22 protein-coding genes are annotated in these 22582 nt (G+C 36.1%); 11 read left to right on the forward strand and 11 right to left on the reverse strand.

Features of this window, described 5'->3' with window-relative positions; translation table 11 throughout:
• Positions 1–633 precede the first annotated feature (633 nt).
• The 3 genes from MW688_RS02235 to MW688_RS02245 form a co-directional block, all read right to left on the reverse strand.
• Positions 634–1359: a matrixin family metalloprotease gene (locus MW688_RS02235; protein ID WP_486734283.1), complete on the reverse strand. Its 726-nt coding sequence runs from the start codon at positions 1357–1359 to the stop codon at positions 634–636.
• A gap of 41 nt (positions 1360–1400) precedes the next feature.
• Entirely contained in the window at positions 1401–1631 is a 231-nt protein-coding gene (gene secG, locus MW688_RS02240; RefSeq protein WP_486734312.1) for a preprotein translocase subunit SecG, read from the reverse strand.
• Positions 1632–1893: 262 nt separating this feature from the next.
• Positions 1894–3501, reverse strand: a complete 1608-nt coding sequence (locus tag MW688_RS02245) for a hypothetical protein (RefSeq protein WP_486734284.1) — start codon at positions 3499–3501, stop codon at positions 1894–1896.
• A gap of 38 nt (positions 3502–3539) precedes the next feature.
• Here MW688_RS02245 and MW688_RS02250 point away from each other — a divergent pair, with 38 nt between their 5' ends.
• The 3 genes from MW688_RS02250 to gntT are packed head-to-tail and all read left to right on the forward strand — an operon-like array spanning position 3540 to position 6965.
• Positions 3540–4742, forward strand: coding sequence for an ATP-grasp domain-containing protein (locus MW688_RS02250; RefSeq protein WP_486734285.1), 1203 nt, complete (start codon positions 3540–3542; stop codon positions 4740–4742).
• A complete protein-coding gene (locus MW688_RS02255; RefSeq protein WP_486734286.1) occupies positions 4735–5643 on the forward strand; it encodes a CoA-binding protein in 909 nt (302 codons plus the stop codon). Before MW688_RS02250 ends, MW688_RS02255 begins: the two co-directional genes overlap by 8 nt.
• Entirely contained in the window at positions 5640–6965 is a 1326-nt protein-coding gene (gene gntT, locus MW688_RS02260; protein WP_486734287.1) for a guanitoxin biosynthesis MATE family efflux transporter GntT, read from the forward strand. The genes MW688_RS02255 and gntT overlap by 4 nt, the downstream gene beginning before the upstream one ends.
• A gap of 406 nt (positions 6966–7371) precedes the next feature.
• Here the strand turns inward: gntT and MW688_RS02265 are convergent, their stop codons facing one another.
• The 3 genes from MW688_RS02265 to MW688_RS02275 all read right to left on the reverse strand — a co-directional run bounded on the left by MW688_RS02265 (position 7372) and on the right by MW688_RS02275 (position 9560).
• Positions 7372–8178: a PEP-CTERM sorting domain-containing protein gene (locus tag MW688_RS02265; protein WP_486734288.1), complete on the reverse strand. Its 807-nt coding sequence runs from the start codon at positions 8176–8178 to the stop codon at positions 7372–7374.
• A gap of 135 nt (positions 8179–8313) precedes the next feature.
• Positions 8314–8487, reverse strand: coding sequence for a hypothetical protein (locus MW688_RS02270; protein WP_486734290.1), 174 nt, complete (start codon positions 8485–8487; stop codon positions 8314–8316).
• Between the two features lie 71 nt (positions 8488–8558).
• Positions 8559–9560, reverse strand: a complete 1002-nt coding sequence (locus tag MW688_RS02275) for a phosphoribulokinase (RefSeq protein WP_486734291.1) — start codon at positions 9558–9560, stop codon at positions 8559–8561.
• Between the two features lie 420 nt (positions 9561–9980).
• Here MW688_RS02275 and cpcD/petH point away from each other — a divergent pair, with 420 nt between their 5' ends.
• Entirely contained in the window at positions 9981–11162 is a 1182-nt protein-coding gene (cpcD/petH, locus tag MW688_RS02280; protein WP_486734292.1) for a bifunctional rod-capping linker CpcD/ferredoxin--NADP reductase PetH, read from the forward strand.
• 326 nt (positions 11163–11488) lie between these two features.
• On the opposite strand, the gene MW688_RS02285 is transcribed toward cpcD/petH, so the two are convergent.
• Positions 11489–11917 carry an NUDIX hydrolase gene (locus tag MW688_RS02285; protein WP_486734293.1) on the reverse strand — a complete coding sequence of 143 codons (429 nt, stop codon included), beginning with the start codon at positions 11915–11917 and terminating at the stop codon, positions 11489–11491.
• Positions 11918–11950: 33 nt separating this feature from the next.
• Here MW688_RS02285 and folD point away from each other — a divergent pair, with 33 nt between their 5' ends.
• A complete protein-coding gene (gene folD / locus MW688_RS02290; RefSeq protein WP_486734294.1) occupies positions 11951–12823 on the forward strand; it encodes a bifunctional methylenetetrahydrofolate dehydrogenase/methenyltetrahydrofolate cyclohydrolase FolD in 873 nt (290 codons plus the stop codon).
• Positions 12824–12850: 27 nt separating this feature from the next.
• On the opposite strand, the gene MW688_RS02295 is transcribed toward folD, so the two are convergent.
• Positions 12851–13051: a hypothetical protein gene (locus MW688_RS02295; protein ID WP_486734295.1), complete on the reverse strand. Its 201-nt coding sequence runs from the start codon at positions 13049–13051 to the stop codon at positions 12851–12853.
• Between the two features lie 44 nt (positions 13052–13095).
• On the opposite strand from MW688_RS02295, the gene MW688_RS02300 reads away from it, so the two are divergent.
• The gene (locus tag MW688_RS02300) at positions 13096–14232 is read left to right on the forward strand and encodes a 5-(carboxyamino)imidazole ribonucleotide synthase (protein WP_486734297.1); all 1137 of its coding nucleotides are present in this window, start codon (positions 13096–13098) and stop codon (positions 14230–14232) included.
• A gap of 274 nt (positions 14233–14506) precedes the next feature.
• Here the strand turns inward: MW688_RS02300 and MW688_RS02305 are convergent, their stop codons facing one another.
• The 3 genes from MW688_RS02305 to MW688_RS02315 form a co-directional block, all read right to left on the reverse strand.
• A complete protein-coding gene (locus MW688_RS02305) occupies positions 14507–15409 on the reverse strand; it encodes a pentapeptide repeat-containing protein (protein WP_486734298.1) in 903 nt (300 codons plus the stop codon).
• A 138-nt stretch (positions 15410–15547) separates the two neighbouring features.
• Positions 15548–16429 (reverse strand): 4-hydroxybenzoate solanesyltransferase, encoded by an 882-nt coding sequence (locus tag MW688_RS02310; protein WP_486734299.1) that lies wholly within the window; start codon positions 16427–16429, stop codon positions 15548–15550.
• A 28-nt stretch (positions 16430–16457) separates the two neighbouring features.
• Positions 16458–17555, reverse strand: a complete 1098-nt coding sequence (locus MW688_RS02315; RefSeq protein WP_486734300.1) for an AI-2E family transporter — start codon at positions 17553–17555, stop codon at positions 16458–16460.
• Between the two features lie 268 nt (positions 17556–17823).
• Between MW688_RS02315 and MW688_RS02320 the strand changes: the two genes are divergently transcribed.
• The 5 genes from MW688_RS02320 (at position 17824) to MW688_RS02340 (ending at position 22580) form a co-directional block, all read left to right on the forward strand.
• Positions 17824–18210, forward strand: coding sequence for a hypothetical protein (locus tag MW688_RS02320; protein ID WP_486734301.1), 387 nt, complete (start codon positions 17824–17826; stop codon positions 18208–18210).
• Between the two features lie 122 nt (positions 18211–18332).
• Positions 18333–18899: a hypothetical protein gene (locus MW688_RS02325; protein ID WP_486734302.1), complete on the forward strand. Its 567-nt coding sequence runs from the start codon at positions 18333–18335 to the stop codon at positions 18897–18899.
• 67 nt (positions 18900–18966) lie between these two features.
• Positions 18967–19377, forward strand: coding sequence for a hypothetical protein (locus MW688_RS02330; RefSeq protein ID WP_486734303.1), 411 nt, complete (start codon positions 18967–18969; stop codon positions 19375–19377).
• A gap of 677 nt (positions 19378–20054) precedes the next feature.
• The gene (gene cysK / locus MW688_RS02335; protein ID WP_486734304.1) at positions 20055–20999 is read left to right on the forward strand and encodes a cysteine synthase A; all 945 of its coding nucleotides are present in this window, start codon (positions 20055–20057) and stop codon (positions 20997–20999) included.
• 840 nt (positions 21000–21839) lie between these two features.
• Positions 21840–22580 (forward strand): DUF928 domain-containing protein, encoded by a 741-nt coding sequence (locus MW688_RS02340; RefSeq protein WP_486734305.1) that lies wholly within the window; start codon positions 21840–21842, stop codon positions 22578–22580.
• Positions 22581–22582 lie beyond the last annotated feature (2 nt).

Genomic DNA, 22582 nt, shown 5'->3' on the forward strand with positions numbered 1-22582 from the left:
GCGCAAGCCTTGCTTTTGTGGGCGCAAGCCTTGCTTTTGTGGGCGCAAGCCTTGCTTTTGTGGGCGCAAGCCTTGCGCCCCTACTAGTTGTGATATAGCAGTCGCGATTACTCAGAGCTTGCATCTTTACCCAAAGTTACTTGTGGATGAATCTTGAAGTAATGAGTTTTGAAGTAATGAGTTTTGAATCTTGATTACCACATAACCTATGGTGCGTTACACGCACGTTAACGCACCCTACTTAATTATGAGCGATCGCCTGGTTGTGATATAAACTCCGTACTCCCTCTTAACATTATTAGTCTGTTTTTTGGGAACAATAATATTATCAAATTATCAATCTAGAATGTCTTATCTATGGGTTGTTCCTTTTATAGTATACATATCAATATTTATTTTTTATTTCTCAACATATTTATCAAGAATAAAAATCCTCAAGCGTCAAGCCAAGTATCTATGTAATCGTTTAAGAAAACTGATAGACTTAACTTCATCAATGGAAGCTCATATTATCACCAACCCAGCTGTTAAAATAGAATTAGATTTGCGTTTAGCAGATGCAGAATCAGCTATAGAAAACTATCTAGAGACAATAAAAAGACTAAACCCGACAAGTACTATAAATAAATGAATTTATTGTGAGATTAGCCATCCTAAGCGTGTTGGTTGTTGATAAATCTTTTTTAGGGTGTTGATATCTCTAGCAGAAATACTAACTGATTTAGAGCTTTGTGCATAATACAAAATGTCCGTTTCTACAGGACTATGACCCCAAATACCTAGGGCGTGTCCTAATTCGTGTAGACTAGTAGCAAGAATTGCTTGATAACTTCTTCCTGGCTTAACCTGAATCTGCATCCGATGAGAAAAAATGCCTGGATTATCCCCTTTTAGGTAAAATTCATAGCTTGTAATACCAGCTCTAGCTCTTGTAATCTGTAAGTTCCCTGTATCGGGGTTACGTTGAATAGCTACAGGAGGAGGTGACGCTTCGATGATAATATCCGCATCTTCAGGTGTGGTAACTATCGTTAAAGGTAAATATGAATTCCACTGGGATATCGCTGTTTCTACCGCTTTAATCCAAATCTCATCATCATGGGATTGAGTATCTAGATATATTGTAACGGGTAGTTGAGACCAAATTAAGTATCCCTGTTTTTCTGGAGTATTTTCTTTAACCGCCGCAAAATAGTCTCCTACTGTTTCGTCTACTTGATATGCAGCTAAACTCTCTGGTAGGGGATGAACTTTTAAATTTGGTAAGGAATAACTAGCTACAACTATCTTTTGATAAAACAGCAAAATTGCTATTGTTATTAGACTCAGTAGTAAAGTGGAGGGGAGAAAATTACTCAATATTCTCTCCTTTACCTTTAGCTGTATTTAGCCTTAGAATACTAACCTACCCAACCCGCACTGAGAATAACTGTTAAACCAATAAAAACAGTGGCTAAAACCCAGGTAATTCGATTCAAGGTAGTTTCTGCACTTTTGGCGCTGGTAAATATTTGACCTTGTCCGCCGATACCTCCAATTCCATCGCCTTTGGGACTGTGTAGTAATACCATGATTACTAGAAGTACAGCGGATAATGCCCAGATTATTTGTAGAAGTTGTACTGCTTGCATAGTTTTAAAATCAATTGACAATAAATATTTATTTCCTTTCTTAGTTTATCGCAAGATGTGAGTCTAACGATACTATCATAGATAGAGGGCGATCGCGCCGTTAGGGGGAGAGGGGGAGAGGGGGAGAAATATGGTTTTTAAGTATTTGCATCAATATCTCATAATATAACTGATTAAACGGACTTGATATTACTTCAAAACTTCAAAACTTCAAAACTCAAACACAACCAGCAACTTTTGGCAAAGGTGCAAGATCTGAGTTCTAGGTGGGTATATAAGAAACAATTAAAACATCCTGAGAAGAATATAACTCTAAAGATAGTCCTGTTTCATCGCTAATGCTTTGTAAAATAGTTTTTAAACCAGTAATATAATTAGCTAATTGAGCTTGGGCTAGGAGACTATCATAATTAAAAGCACCATAATTTGCTTGCAGGATTTGTTGTTGATATAGGGGAGTTAATTCAACTCGAATAACATCACTTTTGACATTGTAGTTACAAATTCTAATATTAGCTGTACATACTTGTTCAAGATTAAAAGCAATTTTGAGCTTATCTTCAGCATCGTCTAAGGAAGATTGATAGGATGAGAGTAATTTCTTTCCTTCCTCAAAAGCATAAGTTTCAGCCGGAATTTCCTCTATTTTAGTCAAAGCTTGACGCCAATGAAGCACGGCTTCTTGCCATTGATCTGCATTGGTTCTAGTCTCAGCTAATTGAGCCTGTTGTTGACTTTCTTGAAGTATTTGTGCCCCTAATTGTTCTTGTTCTACTCTCTGATTTGCTTGATTGAGGCGAGATTGATACAATGCTGAGATTTGTTTGATCTCAGGTTGTGCCAAAAGATCACTGTTACCAGGAATTTCTTCTAATCTTTCTATAGCTGTACGCCAAGTAGCTGCTACTAACTGCCAGTTTTTAAAAGACCGTGCCACAGTCTCTCTAACTTTACCTAATTCTGCGGCTTCTTGAGCTGTTTTTAAGCTAGTAATTGCCTGTTTAGCGGTAGTTACTTTGGGTAATTCTGCTGATGCTAACTCATATAGCTGACTCTCCTGGGGAATACTCTCTAAATTATCTAATGCTCTTTTCCATAATGATTCAATATTTTGTAATTCTTCTGTTGATAATGGTAGATTAGTTGAATTAGTGGCCTGTTCTTGGAGTTGTTGAGATTCAATAAACTTATTGATATTTTGCTCTTCTTGTTGGTATTTACGGGTTAAGTTTTTAGCTTCTGGATAATGGGGAGACCATCTCGGTATTTTAGTCAGCAGTTTTTGAGATTCCCTAAGTTGAACTTCTGCTTCCTCTAAATCATTGGGACTATACTGGACAATTAAATCGGCTTTTTCAGCAATCTGATTAGCTTGGGGAATTAAAGCACAACTATTAAAGAAACAAAGATGATTTGCCCAATAAACCCCAACAGCAACCGCTGCTAAACCACAACCTGCTAAAAATAATTTAACTGGTCTGGAAACTGGTAATGGTTGTTTATTTGCTTTATTGGGTTTTTTATAACGATAATATTCTGGTAAGGCTATAGGAGATGAAACCAATTGTGTAGGGTCGTCATTAGGTAAATTTACGTTAGTTCGATGTTTTCCTTGAACGACTATATACATCAAAATCTGATACTCAGAAGATAGTAAGAGATTATCAAGGTTATTTTGCAGTAAACTAAAGAGTTTGCGAGAATAAGGCATAGTCGGTTGTTGATAGTGCAGAAAAATCATTAAATTCTTTTCTTTGAGTAGACAATTGATTTTCTCTGGGTTAATCATCCCCGGTTCTGAAAACAGTCGCTGTTTGAGAAAAGTTTCTAACTCTACCAAAGTTATTGAACCAGTTTTTGTTTTGAGCATTTTAAGATGGTTATTGTTGATAATACTTTGAAAATTTTATGGTTGATCTACTAGAATACCAAGCAAAACAACTATTTACTCAAGTGGGCATTCCTACTTTGCCTTCTCAAGTAATTAAAGAACCAAGAGAATTCAGACAATTAGGAATACCTTATCCTATTGTAGTTAAATCTCAAGTTAGAGCTTCAGGACGGGCAAAAGTCGGTGGTGTCCGTTTTGCTGAAAATACTATTGACGCGATCGCCGCCGCTACCACTATTTTTAATCTGGAGATTCTCGGAGAATTTCCTGAAGTTGTTTTAGCAGAGGCTAAATACGATACACAATTCGAGTTATTTCTTGCTGTTGTCTTAGACTATCAATCTCAATGTCCTGTCTTATTAGGTTCCCAAAGTGGTGGAGTTAATTTGAAACCTTTGTTTGCTAATTTGCAGATAGTGCCGATTGAACAAGAATTTTCTGAATATCATGGGAGAGAACTTACTCGTAAAATGGGCTTAGAGGGTATTGTCTTCCTGAGAGTCAGTAAAATTATCTCTAAAATGTATGATTTGTTTATTTCTAAAGATTTAGATTTAATAGAAATCAATCCCTTGGGTATTAGCAAAGACGGTGAAGTTATGGCCCTAGATGGTAAAATTAAAATAAATGAGCAAGCTTTATTACGTCATCAAAAACTTTTGACGTTAACTAATTACCAGCCTCAATCTTTTATTTGGTTAACGGAAAAATCAGTTAACACTGAAATTGGATTTATCTGTAGCGATGTTGATTTGGGTATGGCTACTCTAGATTTATTTACTCAGTCCCAGGTTAATGTGTCTGGATTGGTGTTAAAACAATCTCAAACTAGTTTCGCCACTCACCTCGCAACCGCTTTAAGACAATTAGCCGATCTTCCTGAAGTTAAAATCATTTTCTTAAATATTTTGAGAAATCCTGAAACTAATATGGCTATTTTCCCAACTCTTCTTAACTTTTTACAACCTACTTATTCTCCTAAGAAATTTACTGATGAGAGAATCGAAAGGGCCACAGGCTTAATTAATCGTAAAAAATTAGTCCCCAAAAAATCAGTTATGATTAAGTCTGTAACTGTAGTTTTACGCTTACTCACTCATAGTCCCGATGATTTACCTCCCACCTTAGCTTCTTTACCAGTATATTGGGTTAATAGTCTAGAAGCTGGTGTTGAACAAACAATTTCTATTGCACAAAAATTTAATGAAGAGGATGAATAAAATAATCCATTGGCAAAAATCAGGCAAAATTTTAGTACATGGTTTAGTAGACAATCAAGTACTCACATATCTTCAAAGAATGCAAGCAAGCGGAGTACAAATTGCCGCAGGTGTTAATCCTGGTAGCGGTGGAACTCAGTTAGATAACATACCTGTATTCGATTTAGTCTCAGAAGCGATCTCCTCTACCGGCAATATTCAAACTAGCTTAGTTTTTGTCCATCCCTACGAAGTTCTCGACGCCGCCTCAGAAGCGATCGCTTCTTCCATTCCTCAAATAGTTATTTTTTCTCCTTATGTACCCCCTCTAGATACACTGCGCCTACTCCATAAGGCTACAGAGACTCAAACCATTGTTTTAGGACCTGGCAGTGGTGGTATTTTAATTCCTGACCAATATCATCTCACCACTGTTGAATCTCAATTTTATCCCCCTGGAAATGTTGCTTTACTTCATGATAGCCCTACTCTCAGCTATGAAGTATCTTTGTCTTTACAAGAGATTGGCTTGGGTGTTTCTATTTTTATTAGCCTAGGAATCGATAATATTTTATGTAGTGATATTCAATCTTGGCTAGAATATCTCAAATATGACCAATCTACTGAAGTAGTTATCTTAACTCTACAATCTGCTAGAATTACTCAAAATTTAATTGATTATATAGTTAATTATTCTGAAAAAATTGTAATTATTTATGCCTATAATCAAGACAATAAATACAACACTCATTTAGAAAATGCCTTAAAAATTATTTCTAGCAGAATGTTTGAAATTAATTCCACAGAAAAGTTAGAAACAGAAACAGTAGAGGATACATTACATGCTTCTAAATTGCTGATCGTTAACTGTCCTAGTCAAATTCAAGAATTGTTGACAACTAAAAATCTTACCACCTCATGAAATCTAGTTTTAGAGAGCGCTTTTTTCGTCTAGCAACGGTTAATATCTTATCAAATTTAACTGTACCAATAGCTAGTTTAGTAGATTTAGCTTGTTTAGGACATTTAGAAGAGATACGCCATTTAGCAGGGGTATCCCTTGCTACTGTGTTATTTAATTATCTCTATTGGACTTTTGGTTTTCTGCGCATGGGTACTACTGGTACTACCGCACAAGCTAGGGGTAATATTAAAATTTCCTCTAATAGTCAAGAGCAAGAAGAAGTATTTAAAATCTATCTACGTAATAGCAGTATAGCCTTAAGTATCGGTTTAATTATCTTAATTTTACAAATACCTTTACGAGAAATAGGTTTTACTCTCCTAAGTGCCACACCAGAGGTAAAAGCTAGTGGCATTGACTACTATAATACTTTAATTTGGGGAGCGCCTGCTACTTTGTTGAATTTTGTTCTCTGGGGGTGGTTTTTGGGATTAGAAAAAGGTTTAACAGTGTTACTGTTATCTTTAGTCAGTAAAGGAAGCAATATTATTTTAGATTATTTATTGATCATTCGTTGGGGATGGGAAAGTGCGGGAGCTGGTATTGCTACGGCTATTAGTCAATATCTTAGTTTATTAGTAGGTTTAATTTGTGTAGGGAAATTAATATCTCTCAAAACGGTGAAGAGATTATTTAATGACTTATGGTCAAAATCAGTAATTAGGGAAGCTTTTAGTCTGAATAGAGATATTTTAATTCGTACTTTTGCTTTAGTTACAACCTTTGCAATCTTTACTAATATGAGTTCTAATCTAGGTACTTTGACCTTAGCGACTAATAGTTTATTGCTGCAAATAGTAACATTAGCAGCCTATTTTATAGATGGCTTAGCCTTTGCTACAGAAAGTTTAGCGGGAGTTAGTTACGGAGAAAAAAATACAGATAAATTAATGGTATTGCTCAAAGTTGCTGGTTTAATTAGCGTCAGTTTAGGGTTAATTTTTGCTTTAGTTTTTTGTTTATTTCCTAGTTATCTGTTTGGGTTATTAACTAGTCATCAAGAGGTTATTACTAATATTAATAATTATGTTTTTTGGTTAATTCCTGTGTTAGGATTTGGGGCGATCGCCTATATGCTAGATGGGTATTTTTTAGGTTTAACCCAGGGGTCATTGCTGCGGAATTCTAGTTTAGTTGCCAGTATTTGTGGTTTTTTCCCTATTGCGATTATCGGGTGGGTTTTAAATAGTAGTCATTTACTTTGGTTAGCTTTAGCGGCATTTATGTTGGCAAGAAGTGTTACTCTAGGTTTAGCGATTCCTAAAACTTGGCCTAAATAGGAATTGCTGAATAAATTATATTAGTAACCAGTAAGATTTTCACTAATTGTATTTTTCTTTAAGATAAGTTTCTTTAGCTTTCTTTTGAATCAAAGTCTGAAGGAACAGGATCTACTTCTGTGATTAACTTTTTCAATGCCTGAGTCGGAGATTGCTTGGGTTGAAGTTTAGTATTTTGTTTTAACTCTTGTATGAGTTTAGCTTGTTCCGATTCTGGTAATTGTCTTCTCTCTTCTCCTTAGAGCAAAGCACCAGTACTTATGTACTATTTTTAGGTCACTTCCCGGATTTAAAATCCGGGGAACGGATGACCACAATAATTTGGTACATAAGTACTGGTGGAAGATATGAGGGAAACGAAAACTCAATTGGATCTCGATCTGTTTCAAACTTTTTGCGACAGATCTTATTTTTTGCTTTTAATAGCAAAACTCATTAAGCCCAAGCTTAATAGAGCTATAAGTGAACTAGGCTCTGGAGTAGTGTGTTGATTTTGGGTTACCAGTAAGGATGCAGAATCTAAGCCAAAGCCACCAGGTCCAGTGAAATTTTCTGGGATAAAATTCGTAAACGAAACACTCACAGTCTGTCCTGCTAGAGGGGCTAATACAGAGGTTACATCTTGATTAAAGACCGTCCAATCAGACTCTACTTGTGAACCAACAACTCCGACTGACTGAGACAATATTTGATTACCACCGATAGCAACATTAAATTCACGAGGAACTGTTGCACCACTAGTTAAATCAACATTAAAAGTTTGTGTCCAGGAAAGAACGGCAGAAGAGATATCATTAGGTACTAATATATCCTGACTCAAAGTATAATCTAGAGGTCCAGAACCATCAAAGCTATTATAAGCAGCAAAATTTCCTTGGAATGGACCTTGAGGAAAATTACCGCCAAATACACCAGGTTGGCAGCCAGTTGCAAAGGAACCACCAATGTCACTAACATTCCAGCTTGTTTGACACAACTCAGAAAAACTATTGTTTGTAGTCCAAGGTCCAAGAATACCGGACTCAAAACCACCATTTACTAATAGTTGAGTCTGAGTGAGTTGGGGTATAGGCAGGGCATTACTGGGATTAGTTAGATTAATAACTGGTGTATTAGAAGGATTAGAGAAATAATATTGAGCTTGAGCCGGAGAAGTAGTAATACCTAAAAAAGCCACAATAGTCAAAATTTTGGTAGGTGAAATTTCTTTCATAAATCAATGTTAATGTGTAAAGTTTTGCTTTATTTTAAAGTAGCATTTAATTAAATTTAAATAACTCACTTTACCAAATCTTTAATTTTCAACCTAAATTACCTTACAGCAATTTTAGACTGAGTAAGCCCTAAATTATCGTTTTAGGCAGAAGGCAGCAGGAAAAATACTATAATTTCTTCTAATAATAGCGACTGCTACAGCAATTTTTATCTGGTTAATTTGCTCCGAAACTGCTGTAAAAACTTCTCCCAGTGTATGTTGACTGAGACTTTTTTTTGTATCTTCTGGTTTTTTCAGTTTATCCAAAAAATTTTCCACCCGCAAAACAAGTGTGGGGGTGGAACAAATATTTATGGCGCTTATACTGAGAAAAAAAGTTAGATTTTGGCAGTAACTTTATTTTCCCCAGAGACTAATAACTCGTAGGTTTCGCGCATTTTCAAGCCCACTAAAACTTGGAACAGACCAGAACCATTATTAGATCCGGGATAATCTTTATGATGGAGTAACAATTCAGTCATTTCTCCATAATGCTTAGTTCCAGTTTTACTGAGATGGCTTTCGATATAAATAATTTCTTCGAGATTATCAAATTGTCCGTCAATTTCTAAAACAGAAACTTCTTGACCATAATAACTATCAGGTCCATAGAATAATTTAATTCCAGGATAAGCACAAGTCAACTTACGACCACAAGGTCTCCAATCGATAGTTGATCCTTCATCGAAGAGGTAAGCAGGTTCAAAATTTTCTACACCTTCTTTTTGGATGAGACGAACTCGTAGGATTTTGCTCTCTTTGTCATCAATTAACTGAGTAGGTAGAATTTGAATAACTACCTCTGCGTATTGTTTTTGAGGGTCGATATAAGCTTCAAAATCGGGTTTACGGGAATTTATAGACGCGAGAACATCCTCATAAGTGTGACCACGTTCTGCCATATCCCGTTGAATTTTCCAATTAATTTTTACTTCTTCAGAGATATCGAGATAAACGCCGAAATCTACTAATTCTCTGACTCTCTCATCGTAAAATGGATGTAAGCCTTCGATTACTATTACTTTGTTGGGTTCGATCCTTTCAGGAGGGTCTATCATCCCCGTTTCGTGGTTGTAAATTGGCTTATCAATAGCTTTTCCTGATTTGAGGTCTCTAATTTGTTCGTACATCAAATCAAAATTATTAGCTTTGGGATTTAGTGCAGTTACTCCAGCGGCTTTTCTGCCTTTGCGATCTAGACTATGATAGTCATCTAAACAGATAACTGTCATAAATTCTTCACCGAATAAATCAGTAAGACGACGTAAAAAAGTTGATTTTCCACAACCAGAGTCACCGGCTACACCAATAACTACTACTTTATCTGACTGGGTGGTCATAGGTTTCCTCTTATCCAAAATGTTATGTTATCAAGCAAAATAGCTGTAAACAGCCGTTTAATCGAGCAAGTCTAATTTAGGTAAAAGTCTTGTTGCTGCAAATACAAAAGGCTTTACCCACTTGTCTTTGAGTTGGTTATCCTTAGATATATTTGGGCAAATTTTACCAGAATTTCCTTGTACAAACAAGCCTATTCATTCCCTATAGCACTGCTGATTTACTTAACTTTATATCCTAAGCTGTCTTGGTCATTAAAGTAAAGAAAAAATTAAATTGCTTAAATTTTGACGGTTTTTAAATTTAAGTTTTGTTAACCTAGATAAATAGTTAGTCCGTAAATTTGACCTGATCACCGTAACTGTTGAATGGTAGGCTATTATATAGCTCTATTGATGAAAGTTTAGGAAACCAAAGGAAAAATGTATACTCCTTTCATTGCAGGTCAAACGGACAACAGAAGTGATTATGCCAATCGCATCTTCGTTTACGAAGTAGTTGGTTTAAATCAAAACAGACAAACAGATAAGTTAGAATACCCAATTCGTCGCAGCGGTAGTACTTTTATTAAGGTTCCATATTCAAGAATGAACCAAGAAATGCAGCGCATTACTAAATTAGGCGGACGCATTGTCAGTATAAAACCGTTGGATAGTGATAAAGAAAAAGAAATAGAAGGAAAAACAAATAAAAGCAAATCTATGACTCAAGCAAAATCACAAAGCCAAGATATTCCTGTAAATATCTATCGTCCCAAAAATCCCTTTATCGGGAAATGTGTGGAAAATACAGAATTAGTCAAAGAAGGTGGTAGCGGAACTGTACGTCACCTAACCTTTGATATATCTGAGGGAGACTTACGCTATTTAGAAGGCCAAAGTATCGGAATCATTCCTCCTGGTACTGACGGAAGCGGCAAACCTCATAAATTAAGATTATATTCTATCGCCTCTACTCGTCATGGGGACCATTTAGATGATAAAACTGTTTCTCTCTGTGTACGTCAGTTAGAGTATCAAAATAAAGAAACTGGAGAAACTGTTTATGGAGTGTGCTCTACATACCTATGTAATCTAGAACCAGGAGCAGACGTAGCGATTACAGGACCAGTAGGAAAAGAAATGCTCCTACCTCCTGATGAAGATGCTAACATCATCATGATGGCTACAGGAACAGGAATAGCTCCTTTCCGGGCTTATTTATGGCGTATGTTCAAAGAACAGCACGAAGATTATAAATTCAAAGGATTTGCCTGGTTAATCTTTGGTGTTCCCTACACAGCTAATATTCTCTACAAAGAAGAATTAGAAGAGCTACAAAAAGAATTCAGCGATCACTTCCGCATTACCTATGCGATTAGTCGTGAACAGAAAAATTCCGAAGGTGGCCGTATGTATATTCAACACCGAGTAGCTGAACACGCCCCAGAAATTTGGGAATTAATTCAAAAAGAGAACACTCATACCTATATTTGTGGTCTCAAAGGCATGGAAGATGGTATTGATGATGCTATGCGTGGAGAAGCGTCTAAGAAAGAGATTGATTGGTCTCAATATCAAAAAGACCTGAAAAAAGCCCATCGCTGGCACGTAGAAACCTACTAAACAACTATAGCAGTCAACATCCCACCACGATCATCGGAGTACCGATGATCGTGGGGGCTTGCAAAAGCCTATAGTTGACCAGTCTTAGTTTTATCAAACTACGTTTTTAAAGCCATCACACCTACAAATACCTCGCCAGTTTGTAGCTGTTGTGGTTAACAGTTAAACATCAATATTTGGGATAAAGAAGTGCTGTTAACTTGACAAACTTTAAAAACATTGACATTTTCTTATACATCTAAAATGGGAATAATCATTGAAAAGGCGATCTAAGTTTTAACTAAGTGAGCTTTTGTAGGGGCGCAAGGCTTGCGCCCCCAGTTAGGCTAGTTAGAGTCAATAAAATCCAATAAAACCTGACGATGTAAATCGCCAATAGGTCTAACTTCCTGAATTTTCTCAGAATAGACACATCCTTTTTGAATCGACTCTGGACTTACTAAAGCCATATCTTGACCTTCATGCTGTACTAATGTATCTAAACTGACTGTTAGAGGAGCAGAATAAATGTATGCTTTACGATTAATATCAATATAAGAACGAAATAAATTCACAGATGGCGGTTGATAGGTGATTTCTTCCCACAACTCTCTTTTTAAACCCTCTATTAATCTCTCCCCCTCTTCAATATGACCACCAAAAAAACCCCAATGTCCAGGATAGAGAATATCAGGATAATCATCCCGCAACTGTAGTAAAAATTTACCATCTTGGTGTAAAATCGCCATGGTTACAGTAATAGATGAAATACTCATAAAATTAGCTTTTTTTATAGGAACAATTTTATTATGCAATCTCTCATCCTTGATGGTAAAGCTTTAGCTAAAAAAATACAACAAACACTCAAAAGTGAAATTGAGTTATTATCTCCAAAACTAGGGAGAAAACCAGGACTAGCGGTACTGATGGTGGGAGATAATCCCGCTAGTGCCGTATATGTTCGTAACAAAGAACGTGCCTGTACCAAAATAGGTATAGTTTCCTTCGGTAGACATTATCCTGAAACTACTACCCAATCAGAATTAGAAGAGGAAATAGAAAAACTTAACGAAAATCCTCAAGTAGATGGAATTTTAGTTCAATTACCCTTACCAAAACATTTAGATGCTGTGGCTTTACTAGAGAAAATATCTCCTGAGAAAGACGTTGATGGTTTACATCCTATGAATATGGGACGTTTACTACGAGATGAACCAGGTCTACGCAGTTGTACTCCATCAGGAGTAATGGCCCTCCTAGCTGAGTATAATATTGAGTTAGTGGGTAAACAGGCTTTGGTGATTGGACGCAGTATTTTAGTAGGGAAACCTATGGCAATGATGCTATTAGCCGCAGGCGCTACAGTAACTATCGCTCATTCTAAAACTAGAGATTTGCCCAGTTTAACACGCCAAGCCGATATAATTGTCCCGGCAGTAGGTAAAGTTAATCTAATTACGGGAGATATGCTTAAACCTGGTGCAGTAGTTATGGATGTAGGTATTAATCGCAGCGTAGATAGTCAGGGAAATTCTATCCTAGTTGGTGATGTAAATTTTGCTAGTGCGGCACAAGTAGCAAGCGCAATTACACCAGTACCAGGGGGAATAGGTCCCATGACTGTAGCTATGTTGTTACAAAATACTGTATATAGCTACAAACGCTCTCATCAGTTGATTTAAGGTTGATTTAAAATTATCTTTGGATAATTAAACTCTCTTGTGTTTTGTCTCTAGAGATTGATCAGAATTTGATTTAATTTGAGATACATTCCAAAGGAGATATATGGCGCACGCCAATCCCAGAATTGGTAGAGGTAAAATGCGACTATCAAGAAAAATTCCGATGAGTAAGGTGGGTATACCAGCACCAAGGAGTAAACTAGCAATGATAACCTTTGATTGTCCCATGATTTTAAGGTAAAATATTGTGTCTGAATATAGTATAAAAGAAGATGGAAATCAACAGAGTGGGTATAATCGGCGGTGGACAATTAGCCGCAATGATGGTAGCTGCTGCACGGAAACTTAACCTAGAACTAATTATACAAACTCCCAATTCTGAAGATCCAGGGGCTAAATTAGGAGAAAAAGTAATACTAGCTCCTCTAAATGATGCGATCGCCACGGCTAAACTAGCGAAGATGAGCGATATAATTACCTTTGAAAATGAATTTATTGATCTTAAAATTCTCGAAAATTTAGCGGCTAAAAATGCTATCTTTTTCCCTAGTTTAAACAGTTTAACCCCTCTTTTAGATAAATATACCCAGCGAAGCTATCTGCAAAAACTGGGTTTACCTGTGCCTTGGTTTGTTAATCTAGAGCAAGAATTACCTGAACTGTCACATGACCAATTTCCCCTAGTTTTAAAAGCACGTCGTCATGGCTACGATGGACAAGGTACTTTTATGATTAACAATTACGAGGAGTTGACCGCAACTAGAAAAAAACTAAAAGATACTCCCCTACTTGTGGAAGAATATATACCCTTTACTAAGGAATTAGCAGTGATGGCAGCCCGCAACAACTCCGGCACTATAGCAATTTATCCCCTAGTGGAAACCCAACAGGAAAAACAAGTCTGTCACCGCGTGATTGCCCCGGCTGCTGTTTCTCAAAAGATTGTAGAACAAGTTAAAGAAATTACTACTACTATTTTAGAAAGTCTAGAATATGTGGGTATCCTCGGCATAGAATTCTTTTTGACAAAAACTGGACAAGTATTAATTAATGAAATTGCACCCCGCACCCATAATTCAGGACATTATACCCTAGATGCCTGTGAGGTATCTCAATTTGAAATGCAGCTTAGGGCGATCGCCAACCTACCCCTACCTCAACCCAATTTTAAAACAAAAGGCGCCTTGATGATCAACTTATTGGGATATGAACATTCACACCACGACTATCAAACTCAACGCCAACAACTAGCAGCTATTCCCCATACCTTTGTACATTGGTATGGTAAGACCCAATCTCATCCTGGTCGTAAATTAGGTCATGTAACCAAGCTTTTAACTACTGCCACAGAAGTTGAAGAAGTAGGTGCGATAGCTCAACAATTGGAATCAATTTGGTATGAAAGATAAGCAAAATTAGTAAGACTTTCAAGCGGTTTCTTTTTAAAAATGCTAGAATTTCAGAACTGTAGTGAACTGACACAGAACTGTAGGGTGCGTTAACATTCGTGTAATGCACCGTCAATTATCTTGTATTTAGAGCAAATCCGGTAAAATGAACATAATTACAATCTACTGATTATAAGAGTTTCAGATAGTTTTAAATGTGGGTGATTAAACGGTTTTGATATTAGAAGAAGCGATCGCCAAATAAAAAAATAACTAATTACTTTTTGATGAAAATCTATTTTTTCAGACCAATTACAATGAAATGAGTAGCAGGATGAGGAATTAATTCTATCAGTTTATTTAAATCTCCAGCATTTCTCGCTTTTTGAACTGTTTCTGAGGAAAAATTGTCGGTTTTTAACAACTCAATTACCTTAGTTGCTATTCTCACATGACGAACTGGAGACTCTGGAATATTTTCTGATACATCTTGAATAAAACTAGTGATAACTAGAGCCAAATTATCAAGATGTTCACTATTTTGCTTATTTACGCTCTTTTCTGTTTTAAATTGTGGTTTATCTTCTTGACTATTGAGAGTAAATAGTCTCTCTTTCTCATTCTTTTTAGGAGTATCTACTTTGAGAATTGATGTTGTTGTTATGACATCTTTTTGTAAAAAACTAGCGAACTCTCCAGGCTCAAAATTATTCTCTCTAGGGTAGCGATTGGATCTGTTTTTATCTAAGTATACATGAGTGCAGATAGATTCTGTTAAGATAATATCTCTGAACACACAATTTTTGATAAAAACAGCTATTAAATTAGCACCAGTAAAATTAGTTCCCTGAGAATTAATGTCTAAAAAAATTGCCCCTTTTAAGTTAGCTTGGCTAAAATTTGTCTTGTTTAAATTCGTCGCGCTAAAATCAACATTTCTTAAGTCTGCTTTCACGAAATTAGCTTGACTGAGATTACTACTGCGAAAATCTGCATTGCGCAAATCTGAATTAGATAGATTGGCACCTTGTAGATTAGTACCTTGTAGATTAGCACCCCAAAGTTTACTACGGGATAAATCTAAGCCGCTTAAATCAGCATTGCTTAAATCTATTACTACTATGGAATTTTTGTCTCGCCAAGAATTCCATTGTTTAAAACCTTGTTTAATTAGAGATAATTGTTCTGATGATGCCATCTCAATTGTTGTTTGTACCTAGTTTGCTTAATTTTAGCTTCATGTGTAACAAGCTAAAAACTGTATTTATCCGTATAAAAAATTAATCATAAATAAGCATCAGATTAATTACGGATAAAAAGTTTATTAAAGCTCGCATTATAGTAAGTTTAAGCTAGTAATCATACTTAATAACAAGATAAATCCTAACCAAACATTCTGACGAAAAATTAATCCATAGGTATCCTTAGAAATATCAGGATTTCGTAGCTGTAAATACTGCCAAATCCAGGAGATCGCCACGACAATCACTCCGAGGTAATAAATCCAAGCCAACCCCATTTCTAAACCTACAGCTACCAGTAAACCAGTAGCTACTAAAAAGAAGAATCCTACTGCCTCAGGGGCGTATTTACCGAAAAAAATGGCACTAGAATTGATACCAATTTTTTGATCATCTTCCCTGTCTGCCATGGCGTAAACAGTATCAAAGCCCAATGTCCAGGTTACAGTTGCTCCCCACAGTAACCAAGTTGCTTGACTCAAATCCCCAGTTACGGCACTCCAACTGATTAATACGGCAAAACCCCAAGCTATAGATAGCACTAGTTGAGGAATGGGAAAAAATCTTTTCGCTAGGGGATAAACCACAATTACTGGCACCGCCGCTACTGCTAGGAAAAAACTGAGACGGTTGAGATAGATAGCGGCGATCGCCGCACAACCTAGGGAGATTATTGCTATCACGATACCTGTAGTAACAGACAAGCTACGAGCCGCTAACGGTCTGGTTTTTGTCCTTTCTACCAAAGGATCGATATCACGATCCCATAAATCATTAATTACGCATCCTGCCGCGCTTGTGGCTAAACTCCCCACAATAATCACCCCAACTAGAGGTATAGGTGGTAAACCTTCTGCCCCTAGAAAAACTGCCCATAATGCGGGAATCATTAAAATTAGTCTGCCTGCTGGTTTATCCCAACGCAGTAATTTAACAATACTTAACCAAATTGATGTATTACTAGTATCACTTACCATATCTAACAATCTACTATTATGATTAATTTTACTTGTTTTGACTAGAACTATCGATAATTTCAGAAGTGTGTATTAATTCGTCGGTGGTCTCCTCTATCTCTAAATCTATATTTGATACTTGCCAATTATCTAATATATCTTTGAAGAGAACTTCTTCTACCCAAGTTTTACCCACTACTGTCAAAGGCAAAGCTAACAACAAACCCAATAAACCCAAAGCTGTAGTAAAGAAGATTTGAGCCATCAGAGTAACAGCAGGGAGTAGGGAAACTTGTTTAGCCATAACGCTAGGGGTTAACCAATAACTTTCAATATTCTGAATGACGAAATACCAAAACAGAATGGCTAAGATTTTCCAAGGATCATCTAAAGCTGCTACCATGACGGGAAAAATTACACTAGCGGCAGGACCTATATTCGGGATAAAATTGAGTAATCCTGCAAGTAAGGCATGAACTAGGACAAAATCAATTTGTAGAATAAATAAACCAATGCCGCTTAGGGTCCCGATAAATAGACAATTAATTAAAATACCACCTACCCAACTAGCGATCGCCACTTCCGATAGTGTAAAAATTTCATCAGCCCGACGTCGATAAAAAGAAGGAAATAATCTCAAAGCCCCCTGACGATAAGCACGAGGATCAATCAACATCATCACTGTTAAAACTATCACAAATAATAGTCTTAACAAAATAAAAAAAGAATTAGAAAAAATAGTTAAAAAATTACCAAGAATACTAGAAGTCGCCCGAGGCAATTGTTGAATTAACTGAGATGAGTTTGGCAATTCTGGTAACCATTCTATATTTTGTATTTGTACCCAAGTGTTATTTACCCTTACCCAAAAAGCAGGAATTTTCAAAATCAACTGTTGAAATTGCTCAACAAAAGGAGGAACAATCACGAAAAAAGCTAAAATAGCTATTAAAAAAAAGCTAATTAAAACTACAAGAACTGCTAAACCCCGTCTAAGATTAAACTTTTGTAAATAAATTACTAAACGATTAAAAACAGTGGCAAAAATAACTGCCATAAACACAAGCAATAGTAACTGCCGTATATACCAAAGAATTCCGATTGAGAGTACTAAACTTAATAAACCAATCCATTGACCAAAACTCATGATAATTACCTAACTCAAGCAGGTTAAAATATAATGGAGAGTTAATCACAATGATACCACTAAAAAAAATGCAATATTTAGACCCAAGAAAAGTAGCACAGTAGCCGTTCATGGTAACCTGGTTTATGATCATGGTAAAGTTCATACCGCTATCAAAGGTAAACCTCTTAATTTTGCTTAAGGTAAATTGCCATTTGTTTCTCTATCTAGTTATCTTAGATATAGGAATAATCTATCCATCAAAAATTTGGGAGGGAAAAAATAGAAAATGCCAGGTTTAGGAGATCTCGTTCAAAAAGCAATATATCTTGGTGTAGGCATGGCTGATTTTGCCGCCGAAAGAGCTGGTGTTACCTTCAAAGAATTAAGAAATCAAGCCCAAAAAGTGGCTGATGAAATGGTAGCTAGAGGGGAAATGAGTGTAGAAGAAGCCCGAAAGTATGTTGATGAATTAGTCAAAGAAGCTCAAGAAGCTCAAGTAAGCTCTCAAGAAACTTCTTCTAGTAGTAGTAGCAGCAAATCTGAGCCTCGCTTAATTGAAATTGTAGTCGAGGAAACAGAATCAACGGAAGAATCAACAGAATCTGTGGATTATTTACGCGATGAAGTCACCAAGCTACAAGAAGAGCTACGTAAACTACAAAAAGAAAAATAGAGAGAAGAATCAAGAAACAGAATCAAAAAACCCAGAAAAACTAGTTATAACAAGATCATAACAGAGGCTTATTGAATAGTGGCGTCAAAAAAGTTAATCAATAAAAAGAAACAATAAAGAAAATGAAGAATAAAGACGATAATTTTTTTTCTCAATGGGAAACTATGGTAACGAAGGAGTTAGAAAAGTTTTCTGATAACTTTGATGCTTTTGTAGAAAATCTTTCAGAAGAAGTAGAAAATACCATAGATTTTGTAGCTAATCAGATAGATAATTATATAACTCCAGAGATAGAAGAAATAGTAATAGAAATTTTTCAACCAATCGAAGAAATATATGAAGAGTTGGAAGAAAGTTTAGGAGGAGATTTTATAAATTCTCTATTTTTTGGCCGCAATCCCAGAGATTTTTCAGATTCTGAGACAAGGCAAGATTATGAAGAAGATGAGGATTTTCAGGGTTATAGGAATTACGGTGATGATTTATTAGACAATCCTTTTGACCTTGATTTCGATTTTAACCCTAAAATTAGAGCAAGCTCCCAATTACACCCAGCCTGCATAGGCTGCGTACACTATCACGGTCGCGTTTATAACGGTAACCTTTTAGTTTGTGCCATGCACCCTTATGGTTGGGATAGTCAAGATTGTCCCGATTGGGAAAGTGAACAGACCAACTTAAATTGGTAGAATTGCATCTTCTGTTTGTGAGAGATTAGGAACAATCAAAGAATAATAGTCAATCACAATCAGAAATATGTTTGAATTATATCTTCATAAATTTGCCAATCAAGCTGAAATAGAAATAGTTAATATATCTTGCCGAGGTGCAACTTTGTTTTTTGAAGTTGATGGAAGTGGCAAATTAATATATGTTATTCCTCAGAGAGATACATGGAGATTCTCTTGTCCTAGCGATGTAACTTTTGATGGTATAGGACAAATCTCTGAGTTAATTCTTGAAGCCGTGTTAGAAAGAAATACTAAAACAAAACGAGGTTTTTGGGCGATTGAGACGATTGGTACTAAAAAGCGATTGGAGTTTATTCACAATGTTCGAGTTAAGTCAATCAACCCCCAAGAAATCTCCACAATATGTTACTACGCACTTCACGAAGTAAGATTTTTAGAAACAATAGATATGCAGATTGCTAGTATATTTAACTAGTATAGTATACATTTAACTCAGACCCTCGCATCTTTACCCAAAGTTACTGGTTGGAGTTGAGTAATGAGTAAGGAGTAAGGAGTAATGAGTAAGACGTCTTGAAGTAAGAAGTCTTGAAGTCTTGAAGTTTTGAAGTAATGAGTTAAAGAATTAATGCTCAACGCTTAAAAATTGGTTGACCGCGTCTGGGCGGTCATCTATCGCCCCGGATTTAAAATCCGGGGCGATAGATGACCTTTGCTACTTTTCTTAGGGTAAAGAGAAATGAACTTTTTCTGAGGTTAATTTAGTACATAAGTTCTGGTGCAAGATATGGGGGTAACGATTTCAATTTTCAAATCATCAGTTTAGCTGATTTCTTTGCCCCATCTGGTTTTCCTATATTTTTTGCATACTAAGTGCAGAAGAGCCATAAAAACCGAACTTGGTGTCAAATGGCAGATTTGTTAATTATTTATCAGAAAATAATCAAGGTAAAATGTTAGAGTTGACTCCGTAAAAAAAACAAGAAGTAATTAAACTGGATATTATTAAATTTAAATTAACTGCAAAAACTGATAATCCATGCTGTTCCGGTGTTCCGGTATCTTCATAATTTAATTTAGATGCACAAAAGCAGCTTACTTAAATTAAAATCAAACAATAACAAAATTCCTCATAACATATAACATTTTAATATGAAAGCAAATTCAGTCATCGATTTAATTGGAAATACTCCTCATCTACGTTTGAATCATTTATACAATGATGTTATTAATGAAGATGTTCAACCGGAAATTTGGTATAAATTAGAACGTTCAAACCCTGGAGGGAGTATCAAAGATAGAATTGCTCTACAAATGATTCTAGATGCTGAAGAGTCAGGTTATTTAAGTAACGACACTGTAATTATTGAACCTACTTCAGGAAATACAGGAATAGGTTTAAGTATGGTGGCAGCAGTAAAAGGTTATCGTTTAATCCTAGTCATGCCAGAGTCCATGTCTATTGAGAGAAGAAAGATTATGAAAGCCTATGGAGCTGAAATAAGCTTAACACCAAAAGAGGAAGGAATACCAGGAGCAATTAGACATGCTGATGAACTGTGTAATAAATTAAAAAGTGAGGGGCAAAAAGTATGGATACCCCAGCAATTTACCAATCCTTCTAATATCAAAGCTCATTCATTGTATACAGCAGAAGAAATTATTAAAGATTTCCCCCAAGGAATTGATTATCTAATTACTGGAGTTGGTACAGGGGGTCATATCTCTGGATGCGCTAAAGTACTAAAAAAACATTTTCCAAAGCTTAAAGTATTAGCGGTGGAGCCCGAAAAATCACCAGTGATAAGTGGTGGAAGTTCAGGTTCTCATAAAATACAAGGAATTGGTGCAGGGTTTATTCCTGAAAACTATCAATCAGAGTACATAGATGGGGTTATTACCGTCAGCGAAGAAGAATCTTTTGAGTTTGCAGCAAGAATGGCAAAGGAAGAGGGAGTTTTAGTAGGAATATCTTCGGGAGCAACCCTGGCCGCTATCAATAAACAAATCAAGCAGTTAAAAGCCGAAAACCCGGTTATCTTAGGCTTTTGTTATGACACAGGGGAGAGGTATTTATCTATTGATGGGTTATTTTAGTTGCTTCGGCTTGGTAGACTTTCTTTGATAAAGATGGAAGAGCTGAGTAAACCATGCCTAGATCATAGCTTCCTTGTCACCTCTTGAGATTGTTGGGTTTCGTTACCTCAACTCACATCTTCCACCAGTACTTATGTACCAAATTATTGTGGTCATCCGTTCCCCGGATTTAAAATCCGGGGCCATACTCAGACCAAAGCATCTTTACTTAATGTTACTGGTTGTGGTTGAGTAATGAGTTTTGAAGTAATGAGTTTGAAGTCTTGAAGTGAAAGAAGTTTTGAAGCAGCATTAGTAGGGTGTGTTAGGGCGCAGCCCGTAACGCACCATAATCAGTCTTGAAGTCTTGAAGTAATGAGTAATGAGTTAAAGAATTGATCCTAACCCCTTAAAAATTGATTCTCGCCTGTTGGTCAATTTCTGTACTTTTGTACTTGCGTGCAAGATATGAGCATAAGCGCGGTCAAAAGTTCATTTCTCTTTCGTCTAAGAAAAGCATCAGGAGAACAAAAATACTGAATACGCCTTTTTGGTCAACCAATTTTTAAGGGCGATCGCATTAATTCTTTAACTCATTACTTAAAGACGTAAAGACTTCTTACTTCAAAACTCATTATTCATCCACCAGTAGATGAGTGGGTTTTGGTGGAAGATCTGAGAAGGGCCCAACCTACAAGCCAAGTGCGATCGCACTATCTCTGATAAATAGCATAAAATGTTTATGCTATATATAGAACTTGTAGTAAGTTGTTCTTGTAATCAATCACAAGATTAAGCTAAAATTGCCACAAATAGCTCCCATAAATAAAGCTATTAAAACAACAAAATTTTTCTATGATCATGATTAACCTGAGAAATTTGCTTTCAATCATTAGTTTAACTGCTATTATTACTAATATAAGTATTTTTACTGCTAAAGTAATAGCAGAAAAAGCCGACTCTACTCCAGACCAACATCTCAATGGTGGTAAATTAGATGGTAGTCAACTGAATTTTGCTGGCACACAGAGAATAAATACAAGATTCTCTGGAGTTTCCAGAAATCCTAATTGTCCAGTTGTTGAGAAACCGACAGTGGCTATAGTTCCCGAATATGAAGATTTCAGTTCTACAGCAAATAATACTACCAGTATCTGGGTTTATGTACCATATAGTTATAGAAATGTACAAAATGCAGAATTTGTGGTACAAGACGAAAATAATAGTAAAAATATTTATAAAACTCAAGTATACCTAGACCAAACACCAGGAATTATTGGTATTCCTATACCAGAAACTACTCTCAAACAAATGGAACAGGAAAAAAGTTATACTTGGGCTTTGACAATCTTTTGCACCTCAGATGTTGTGGACAACGTCTTTGTCAAAGGCTATATCAAAAAAGTTGATTTCCAACATCCTAATCCACAATATTCTGATTATGCCTCTAATCAAATTTGGTTTGATGCCATAACTCTTGTAGCTGAACAACTTCGGCAAAATCCTGATGATACTCAATTAAATACAGATTGGAGACTGTTATTGAGAAGTGAGGATTTAGATAGTTTGGTAGGAGAACCCATTGTAGAATGTTGTAATTGAGA

The organism is Johannesbaptistia floridana (assembly GCF_057440575.1).